This window comes from Pseudomonas mercuritolerans, assembly GCF_025706525.1.
In the GTDB taxonomy this organism is placed as follows: Bacteria; Pseudomonadota; Gammaproteobacteria; order Pseudomonadales; family Pseudomonadaceae; genus Aquipseudomonas; species Aquipseudomonas mercuritolerans.
On sequence record NZ_JAMSHA010000001.1, the window covers coordinates 1,011,076 to 1,020,000 of the forward strand.

At 59.0% G+C, this 8,925-nt stretch carries 10 protein-coding genes; 8 read left to right on the forward strand and 2 right to left on the reverse strand.

Going from position 1 to position 8,925, the window contains the following annotated elements; translation table 11 throughout:
• The first annotated feature begins 18 nt into the window (after window positions 1-18).
• The 6 genes from phhA (at window position 19) to ND528_RS04735 (ending at window position 4,420) form a co-directional block, all read left to right on the forward strand.
• Window positions 19-810 (forward strand): phenylalanine 4-monooxygenase, encoded by a 792-nt coding sequence (gene phhA / locus ND528_RS04710; RefSeq protein ID WP_016771114.1) that lies wholly within the window; start codon window positions 19-21, stop codon window positions 808-810.
• A 115-nt stretch (window positions 811-925) separates the two neighbouring features.
• On the forward strand, window positions 926-1,282 hold the full coding sequence (locus ND528_RS04715) for a 4a-hydroxytetrahydrobiopterin dehydratase (protein WP_016771115.1): 357 nt from the start codon (window positions 926-928) through the stop codon (window positions 1,280-1,282).
• Complete coding sequence (locus tag ND528_RS04720; RefSeq protein ID WP_263469788.1) at window positions 1,282-2,475, forward strand: amino acid aminotransferase; 1,194 nt, start codon at window positions 1,282-1,284, stop codon at window positions 2,473-2,475. The genes ND528_RS04715 and ND528_RS04720 overlap by 1 nt, the downstream gene beginning before the upstream one ends.
• A gap of 260 nt (window positions 2,476-2,735) precedes the next feature.
• A complete protein-coding gene (locus tag ND528_RS04725) occupies window positions 2,736-2,867 on the forward strand; it encodes a hypothetical protein (RefSeq protein ID WP_016771117.1) in 132 nt (43 codons plus the stop codon).
• A 70-nt stretch (window positions 2,868-2,937) separates the two neighbouring features.
• The gene (locus tag ND528_RS04730; protein ID WP_039761215.1) at window positions 2,938-3,120 is read left to right on the forward strand and encodes a hypothetical protein; all 183 of its coding nucleotides are present in this window, start codon (window positions 2,938-2,940) and stop codon (window positions 3,118-3,120) included.
• A gap of 112 nt (window positions 3,121-3,232) precedes the next feature.
• Window positions 3,233-4,420, forward strand: a complete 1,188-nt coding sequence (locus ND528_RS04735; protein WP_038861083.1) for an MFS transporter — start codon at window positions 3,233-3,235, stop codon at window positions 4,418-4,420.
• Here ND528_RS04735 and arfB read toward each other — a convergent pair.
• Together arfB and ND528_RS04745 are read right to left on the reverse strand one after the other, a co-directional pair.
• A complete protein-coding gene (gene arfB / locus ND528_RS04740; protein WP_016771119.1) occupies window positions 4,417-4,830 on the reverse strand; it encodes an alternative ribosome rescue aminoacyl-tRNA hydrolase ArfB in 414 nt (137 codons plus the stop codon). The two genes, ND528_RS04735 and arfB, sit on opposite strands and share 4 nt — an antisense overlap.
• 215 nt (window positions 4,831-5,045) lie before the next feature.
• Window positions 5,046-6,458 (reverse strand): amino acid permease, encoded by a 1,413-nt coding sequence (locus ND528_RS04745; protein WP_263469789.1) that lies wholly within the window; start codon window positions 6,456-6,458, stop codon window positions 5,046-5,048.
• Window positions 6,459-7,350: 892 nt separating this feature from the next.
• On the opposite strand from ND528_RS04745, the gene ND528_RS04750 reads away from it, so the two are divergent.
• Window positions 7,351-7,488 carry a hypothetical protein gene (locus tag ND528_RS04750; protein WP_003222780.1) on the forward strand — a complete coding sequence of 46 codons (138 nt, stop codon included), beginning with the start codon at window positions 7,351-7,353 and terminating at the stop codon, window positions 7,486-7,488.
• A gap of 71 nt (window positions 7,489-7,559) precedes the next feature.
• Window positions 7,560-8,525 (forward strand): M29 family metallopeptidase, encoded by a 966-nt coding sequence (locus tag ND528_RS04755; protein WP_212615568.1) that lies wholly within the window; start codon window positions 7,560-7,562, stop codon window positions 8,523-8,525.
• Window positions 8,526-8,925 lie beyond the last annotated feature (400 nt).

Sequence of the window (8,925 nt, forward strand, 5' to 3'; positions counted from 1 at the left end):
TCCTAGCAGGAGAGCAGCATGAAGCAGACGCAATACGTGGCTCGCGAGCCCGATGCGCAAGGTTTTATCGACTACCCCGCCGAAGAGCATGCGGTGTGGAACACGCTGATCACTCGCCAGTTGAAGGTGATCGAAGGTCGCGCGTGCCAGGAATACCTGGACGGTATCGAAAAACTCGGTCTGCCCCACGACCGCATCCCGCAACTGGCCGAGATCAATAAAGTCCTCGGCGAGACCACTGGCTGGCAAGTTGCCCGGGTGCCAGCGCTGATTCCTTTCCAGACCTTTTTCGAGTTGCTTGCCAGCAAGCAATTCCCCGTCGCCACCTTCATACGTACCCGCGAAGAACTCGACTACCTGCAAGAGCCGGACATCTTTCACGAGATCTTTGGTCATTGCCCGTTGCTGACCAACCCGTACTTCGCTGAATTCACCCACACCTACGGCAAGCTCGGCCTGCAGGCGACCAAGGAAGAGCGCGTGTATCTGGCCCGGTTGTACTGGATGACCATCGAATTCGGCCTAGTCGACACCCCGCAGGGCAAGCGCATCTACGGTGGCGGAATTCTGTCTTCGCCGAAAGAAACCGTTTACTGCCTGTCGGACGAGCCCGAGCATCAGCTCTTCGATCCGCTGGAAGCCATGCGCACGCCGTATCGCATCGACATTCTGCAACCGCTGTACTTCGTCCTGCCCAATCTCAAGCGCCTGTTCGATGTGGCCCATGAAGACATCATGGCCATGGTTCGTCAGGGCATGCAGCTGGGCTTGCACGCGCCGAAATTTCCGCCGAAACCGAAAGCCGCCTGAACCGCGACTTTTGCTGACAATTGCGTCTGTCCGTCGCCGCCACTTTGCTTTAGCGTGACGGCATTGGCGGCACACGCGCTTTAATAAAAAACACACTCGTTTTCAGGAATACACCATGTCGACTTTGAACCAAGCCCACTGCGAAGCCTGCCGCGCCGATGCGCCACAAGTCAGCGACGAAGAACTGCCGATCCTGATCAAGCAGATCCCTGACTGGAACATCGAAGTACGCGACGGCATCATGCAGCTGGAGAAAGTTTTCCTGTTCAAGAACTTCAAGCACGCGCTGGCGTTCACCAACGCCGTGGGCGAGATCTCCGAGGCCGAAGGTCACCACCCGGGCCTGCTGACCGAGTGGGGCAAAGTCACCGTGACCTGGTGGAGCCACTCGATCAAAGGCCTGCACCGCAACGACTTCATCATGGCTGCGCGCACTGACGAAGTGGCCAAGACCGCAGAAGGACGCAAGTAATGCACTTCGACGCCATCGGCCGGGTCCCCGGCGACCCGATTCTCGGTTTGATGGAGGCCTATGCGCAGGATGCCAATCCGCGCAAGTTCGACCTCGGCGTTGGCGTCTACAAGGATGCCCAGGGCCTGACGCCGATCCCGGAAGCGGTGAAAATCGCCGAAGCGCGACTGGTCGAAAGCCAGGACACCAAGACTTACATCGGTGGCCACGGCAACCCATTGTTCGGCAAGGTTATCAATGAACTGGTGCTCGGTGCCGACTCGCAACTGATCACCGAACAACGCGCCGGCGCCACCCAGACCCCGGGCGGTACCGGTGCCTTGCGGCTGGCGGCCGACTTCATTGCGCAATGCCTGCCGGGCAAAGGCGTGTGGTTGAGCAACCCGACCTGGCCGATCCACGAAACCATTTTCGCCGCCGCCAAGGTCAAGGTCAGCCACTACCCGTACGTGGGCAGTGACAACCGCCTCGACGTCGAAGCGATGCTCGCCGTGCTCAAGGAAGTGCCGAAGGGCGACGTGGTGCTGCTGCATGCGTGCTGCCACAACCCGACCGGTTTCGACCTGAGCCATGACGACTGGAAGCGCGTGCTTGAAGTGGTGCGCAGCCGCGATCTGCTGCCACTGATCGACTTCGCTTATCAGGGTTTTGGTGATGGCCTGGAACAGGACGCGTGGTCGACCCGGTTGTTCGCAGCCGAAGTGCCAGAGCTGCTGATCACCAGTTCCTGCTCGAAGAACTTTGGTCTGTATCGAGACCGTACCGGGGCGCTGATCGTCTGCGCGACCAGCGCCGACAAGCTCATCGACATCCGCAGCCAACTGGCCAACATCGCCCGCAATCTCTGGTCGACGCCGCCGGATCACGGCGCGGCGGTGGTCGCGACCATCCTCGCCGAGCCAGAGCTGAAAGCGCGCTGGGCCGATGAAGTGGAAGCGATGCGCTTGCGTATCGCGCAGTTGCGCAGCGGTCTGGTCGAAGCGCTGGAACCCCACGGTTTGCGCGAGCGTTTTGCGCACATCGGCGTGCAACGCGGGATGTTCTCCTACACCGGCCTGTCGCCGGAACAGGTGAAAACCCTGCGCGAGCGGCACAGCGTGTACATGGTCAGCTCGGGCCGGGCCAACGTCGCCGGCATTGATGCCACCCGCCTCGCATTGCTCGCGGACGCCATCGCTGACGCCTGCAAGTAGTCAGACACTGCAATAACCTGTAGGAGCTGCCGAAGGCTGCGATCTTTTGATTCTGCTTTTAAATACAAGATCAAAAGATCGCAGCCTTCGGCAGCTCCTACATTTGTATCTGCGGTGACCTTCTGGCCTCCTCCCTGCGGCCATCTGTCGCATTAATTTGAATTAAAAGTCTGATTGTCATTTTTCCTGCTGTATCCTGCGCAGGCTTTGTAAAGCGCGGAGCACCTGATCTATCAACAGACTTAGCGAGGAGCGCAACCATGCACGAGATTCCCAATCTCCCCTTCCCAAGCCTGCACGTACCTGAGCAGACGACCCCGCAACACGCCGGTGCTGAAAAGCCCGAGCCGCAAGAAGCCGCTGACAGCCGCAAAGCTGACAGCGAAGAGTAAGACCCGCCGTACAGACCGTGTGGAAAGCGCTAACATGCGCTTTCCACACTGCCTGAAACCCGAGCCCGCCATGACCGACGAATTCTCCGAAAGCCAAGCTGCCGTGCTGATCGGCGCCACCGAGAAAATGATCGAGATCTGGAATCGCCTCTCACCCGAGAAACAGGCCGCCCTGCTCGAGCGTTTCGGCAGCGAAGAAAACGCCCTCGCCGCCCTCGTCACCACGCAACTGGTCGCTCCGGCAAAATCCTGAACGCGCCGCCCGGCAAATAGTTTTACTTTTCCCCGCCCCTGAGCGGTTCACGCCGGTATCATGAGCAGCCTATCTAATCTGCTGCTCCCGTGGATCGTTACCCATGTCGTCTATACCCGAGCCCCAGCGTCCGCTGACGGTTACGCTGCAAGTAGTCTCCATCGTCCTTTTCACCTTCATCGGTTACCTGAACATCGGCATCCCGCTCGCCGTGTTGCCGGGCTACGTCCACAGTGACCTGGGTTTTGGCGCCGTAATCGCCGGGCTGGTAATCAGCGTGCAATACCTCGCCACCCTGCTCAGTCGCCCGTACGCGGGCAAGATCATCGACAACCAGGGCAGCAAACGCGCAGTGATGATCGGCCTCGCTGGCTGTGGCTTGAGTGGCGTGTTCATGCTGATTTCCGCGTGGACGCCGAACCTGCCGCTGCTGAGCCTGATCAGCCTGTTGATTGGCCGCCTGGTGCTGGGCAGCGCGGAAAGCCTGGTCGGTTCCGGTTCGATTGGCTGGGGCATCGGCCGAGTTGGCGCGGCGAATACGGCGAAAGTGATTTCCTGGAATGGCATTGCCAGTTACGGCGCCTTGGCGATCGGCGCGCCGTTCGGTGTCTGGCTGGTAAGCAGGCTGGGGCTGTGGAGCATGGGCGTGAGCATCATCCTCCTCGCTCTGCTCGGTCTGGCGCTGGCATGGCCAAAAACCGCTGCGCCGATTGTTGCCGGCGAGCGTCTGCCGTTCATGCATGTGCTCGGCAAAGTCTTTCCTCACGGTTGCGGACTGGCGCTGGGCTCGATCGGTTTTGGCACCATCGCCACGTTCATTACCCTGTATTACGCGACCCAGCACTGGGACAACGCCGTGCTGTGCCTGAGTCTGTTCGGCGCCAGCTTCATTGGCGCGCGGCTGCTGTTCGGCAACTTGATCAACCGCCTCGGCGGCTTCCGCGTGGCGATCGCCTGCCTGTCGGTGGAAACCTTGGGTTTGTTGCTGCTATGGATTGCACCCGATGCGCATTGGGCATTGGCCGGTGCGGCGCTGAGCGGCTTTGGCTTCTCGCTGGTATTCCCGGCGCTGGGCGTGGAAGCGGTGAATCTGGTGCCGGCATCGAGCCGTGGCGCGGCGGTCGGTGCCTATTCACTGTTCATTGATTTGTCGCTGGGGATCACCGGGCCGCTGGCCGGGGCGATCGCAGCAGGATTCGGTTTTGCTTCGATCTTCTTGTTCGCCGCATTTGCAGCGTTGAGCGGACTTGGCTTGAGTGTCTATCTGTACAAGCACACGGCGAAGTATCGCGAGGTTTAGAAGTCCACCTTGCCGCGCCCGGCCTTGATACTGCCGCGCTTGGTTTTCGACTCCAGCCGACGCTTCTTCGAACCGAGGGTCGGTTTGGTCGGGCGGCGTTTCTTTTCCACTTTGGTGGCGCTGAGAATCAGTTCGACCAGCCGCTCCAGCGCGTCGGCGCGGTTGGCTTCCTGGGTTCGATATTGCTGCGCCTTGATGATCAGCACGCCATCGCTGGTGATGCGACTGTCACGCAGCGCCAGCAGGCGTTCCTTGTAGAACTCCGGCAATGACGAGTTGGGAATGTCGAAGCGCAAATGCATGGCGCTGGAAACCTTGTTGACGTTCTGCCCACCGGCGCCTTGCGCGCGGATGGCGGTCAATTCGATCTCGGCATCCGGCAGATGCACATTGTTGGAAATCACCAGCATGGAAAAGCGTCCGTAATCAGAGGGTGCAGGATAACCTGATTCACTCAACCTCTGTGGGAGCGAGCCTGCTCGCGAAGGCGGTGTGTCAGTCGGCATTTATGCAAGCTGGTACGACGCTTTCGCGAGCAGGCTCGCTCCCACAGGGGAATCTTTCGGGACCTCTGGAAACAACAAACCCGGCACTCTGGCCGGGTTCGTCGTTTCTACCTGCTAGGTTATTTCGCCGTCGCAGCCACCACCGGCTGCACACTGCGCTTGTTCTTGATCACGTAGCAGACCCACATGAACACGACCCAAACCGGAATCGCGTACACCGAGATCTGAATCCCCGGAATCAACAGCATCACGCCGAGGATGAACACCACGAACGCCAGGCAGACGAAGTTGCCGTACGGGTACCACAGCGCCTTGAACAATGGCGTCTGTCTGGTCTGGTTCATGTGCTGGCGAAACTTGAAGTGCGAGAAGCTGATCATCGCCCAGTTGATCACCAGCGTCGCAACCACCAGCGACATCAGCAGTTCCAGCGCGTGCTGCGGAATCAGGTAGTTGAGCAACACGGCAACCAGCGTCACTGCCGCCGACGCCAGAATCGAACGCACCGGCACGCCGCGCTTGTCTATCTTCGCCAGACCTTTCGGCGCATCGCCCTGCTCGGCCATGCCCAACAACATACGGCTGTTGCAGTAGGTGCCGCTGTTGTATACCGACAGCGCAGCGGTCAGCACGACGAAGTTGAGGATGTGCGCGGCGGTATTGCTGCCGAGCATCGAGAACACCTGGACGAACGGGCTACCGCTGTAGGAATCGCCCGAGGCGTTGAGGGTTTCCAGCAGGCTGTCCCACGGGGTCAGCGACAGCAGGATCACCAGGGCGCCAATGTAGAAAATCAGGATGCGGTAGATCACCTGATTGATCGCTTTCGGAATCACGGTTTTCGGTTTGTCGGCTTCAGCGGCGGTGAAACCGAGCATTTCCAGACCGCCGAAGGAGAACATGATGATCGCCATGGCCATCACCAGACCGCTCACCCCGTTGGGGAAGAAACCGCCGTGGGACCACAGGTTGGAGACCGAGGCTTGCGGGCCGCCGTGGCCACTGACCAGCAGGTAGCTGCCCAGCGCAATCATGCCGACAATCGCCACAACCTTGATGATCGCAAACCAGAATTCGGCTTCACCGAAGACTTTGACGTTGGCCAGGTTGATCGCGTTGATCAGCACAAAGAATGCCGCAGCGGAGACCCAGGTCGGGATATCCGGCGCCCAGTAGTGAATGTATTTGCCGACTGCTGTCAGCTCGGACATGCCCACCAGAATGTACAGAATCCAGCAGTTCCAGCCCGACAGGAACCCGGCGAAACCGCCCCAGTATTTGTGCGCGAAATGGCTGAAGGAACCGGCCACCGGCTCTTCGACGATCATTTCGCCGAGCTGGCGCATGATCATGAAGGCGATGAAGCCGCAGATGGCGTAGCCGAGGATCATCGACGGGCCGGCGGATTTCAGTACCCCGGCAGAACCGAGGAACAATCCGGTACCGATCGCGCCACCGAGGGCGATCAGTTGAATATGGCGATTTTTCAGGCCGCGTTTCAGCTCGCCTGATTGCGAGGGTTGTCCACTCATGAAAAAGGTCTCACGCAAGGTTTGATGATGTTCAGTAGACGTTGCTGCAAGGTTGCGATTTCAGGCAGCCCCGATCAAACCCCAGCGCAGGCACCAGGAGTTCAGCTCATTTACAACGGTCATGCGTCACCTGTTTGTTTTTATCTGTGACGAAATCGAACCCGGCACGCTTGTGGCGCGGCGGAGTGAACAAGGCGGATAGCCTCGAGATTTTTGCGATTACGCAGAGGGTCACAGTTAAAACGCGGCGCATTGTACACCGCTAACCCCCTGCTGCCAGACCCGCCTGATCAGCGTGTCGGTTGCCGGGATTGCGTGTGTCCGCCTCGACAGTCTCGAGCGGCTGCAAAATGTGAGTCAGGCCTTTGCAGGCCATCGACGGGGACGAGGAGAAAACCGTCCCACGGAGAGAAGTGGAATTCAGTCGCGGCGTTCATTGCGCCTCCTTCTTGTTATTCGCCTGCACGACAGGCATGGGGCGCATCACACCTTGCCTGAGCGCTGGAAACAAGCGCGCCAGAGCCTTGCGTGACGCCCGCACTGTCGGGTTTCGGAAGCTTTTCCTTACAGGGCGCCATAAGCAGGCAAAAGCGCACCGCTGGCGGACCGTTTTGTCACGTAATGTTTACAACGCGTAACGTAAACTTTCCGAATCAGAAATTTCCGAAGGACGTCTGCATCTTGACGGTCGCTAGCTTGCTATCGAATCCGACGACCCATTTTTCTGTTTTAAAACAAGAAAACTCATTCAGAAAAACAGAACAAAAAGTCTATTTAAAAATTAAATGGATAAAATTTTGCATTCGCAAAAAGCCTCAACTAGGTTTTTCACGTCTCACCGGCCACCTCGACCGGTCAGTCATAAACCGTGAAATTCTCTAGGAGATCGACCATGCAAGCACTGGAAAAAGACTTGGATACCGAACTGCAACTGGACGAATGGTTTGAAGCGCCAACCCATGAGGCCGCTGTGGAAATGATGCAAGCCGACGCGGTCGTTCCGTTCGGCACGGCGATGTGGCCTCTGTAAGACATCCCGGGCAGGCACGGTCCGGCCGGTCGTGCCTGCCGCTTCATTCCCCGGTCAGTCAGGGAGGATTCATGGACAAGCCCCGCGCCATCTCGCATTTCCTTTACTACCTCGAACATCACCCTGCCCTTGCCGGGCTCGACTCGGCGAAGGTAATGCTCGGCCATACCGCCGATTACGAAGCCCTGACCGGCGCGATCGCCGAACAGGCCGGCGAACATCCGCGCTTCCGGTTCAGCGCCAGGCGTCTGGATCTGGAAAGCACCGCAGCGCTAGCCGAGGCAATTGCCGACAGCGATCTGTACATTTTCTTCTACGACTCTTCTACCCTGCCCAACCCACGACCCGATGGCCCGGAGTTCGTTCGTGCGCTGCAAGCGGTCATGGCGGAAAACTGGAAGAAGTCGCTGCTGTTCAAGGATTACGGCGACTATTTCTACGACACTTTCAGCATCACCCCGCAACGCATCGCCGGGCTCAACAGTCACCTGATCCAGCGTATGTCCCAGGCGACCACGCTGAGCTTCAAGGATGACCACGGCTCATGGTTCGAAACGCCGATGAGCAGCATCAAGAAGTGGACCGACATCAACGGCGTCGGCAACTTCGACCTCGCTCCCGGCGAAATCGCCACCCACAGCGAAGCCATCAACGGTCATGTAAAATTCAAGGGCACCTTCCTCAGCACCATCCCGTTCGCGCGCAAGTACGGTGTGCTGGAATCGCCGCTGGAGCTGTGGATCGAGAACTCGACCATCAGCCGCATCGCCACCGACGTGCCGGGGCTGGAGCATGATTTCAACAAATACCTGGACGCCAACCCTTCAAACCGGCGGATTGAGGAGTTGGGGATTGGCACCAACGAAGGCGTGAAGGATCTGTATGCGCGTAATGCCGGGTTCGAGGAGCGGCATTGTGGGCTGCATCTCGGACTGGGCGGTGGCGCCAAGGGCAGTCATCACCTGGACCTGATTTTTTCTGGCGGGGTGTTGGCGCTGGATGACAAGCCGGTGTTTGACGGGCGATTTGTGTTTTAGGCGACTGACACCTTCGCGAGCAGGCTCGCTCCCACAGGGGATTTATGTAAGCCGCAGATGATCGTTCCCACGCTCCGCGTGGGAATGCAGCCCGGGACGCTCCGCGTCCCTTCCAAAGCCGAACGCGGAGCGTCCGTTGAGGCATTCCCACGCAGAGCGTGGGAACGATCGGTGGGCGCCAGACGAAAAAAAACGCCAACCCTGAGGTTGGCGTTTTTGCTTCAGCTTGTAGCTTGTAGCTTGTAGCTTGTAGCTTGTAGCTTGTAGCTTGCGGCTTGCAGCTTGCAGCTAGTAACTCACAGCTGCCTTATTCCGGCTTCTTGCGTCCAAACCCCGGGCGCTGACCGGAACCGGCCGGTGCGCCGCGACGCTTGCCCGAGGGCTTGTCGCCTTCGACCAG

Coding starts and splice junctions, on each gene's coding strand:
- ND528_RS04725 (WP_016771117.1), top strand. CDS start 2,736: ATGCACGAGATTCCCAATCTCCCCTTCCCAAGCCTGCACGTACCTGAG.
- ND528_RS04720 (WP_263469788.1), top strand. CDS start 1,282: ATGCACTTCGACGCCATCGGCCGGGTCCCCGGCGACCCGATTCTCGGT.
- ND528_RS04730 (WP_039761215.1), top strand. CDS start 2,938: ATGACCGACGAATTCTCCGAAAGCCAAGCTGCCGTGCTGATCGGCGCC.
- ND528_RS04715 (WP_016771115.1), top strand. CDS start 926: ATGTCGACTTTGAACCAAGCCCACTGCGAAGCCTGCCGCGCCGATGCG.
- ND528_RS04750 (WP_003222780.1), top strand. CDS start 7,351: ATGCAAGCACTGGAAAAAGACTTGGATACCGAACTGCAACTGGACGAA.
- ND528_RS04755 (WP_212615568.1), top strand. CDS start 7,560: ATGGACAAGCCCCGCGCCATCTCGCATTTCCTTTACTACCTCGAACAT.
- phhA (WP_016771114.1), top strand. CDS start 19: ATGAAGCAGACGCAATACGTGGCTCGCGAGCCCGATGCGCAAGGTTTT.
- arfB (WP_016771119.1), bottom strand. CDS start 4,830: ATGCTGGTGATTTCCAACAATGTGCATCTGCCGGATGCCGAGATCGAA.
- ND528_RS04745 (WP_263469789.1), bottom strand. CDS start 6,458: ATGAGTGGACAACCCTCGCAATCAGGCGAGCTGAAACGCGGCCTGAAA.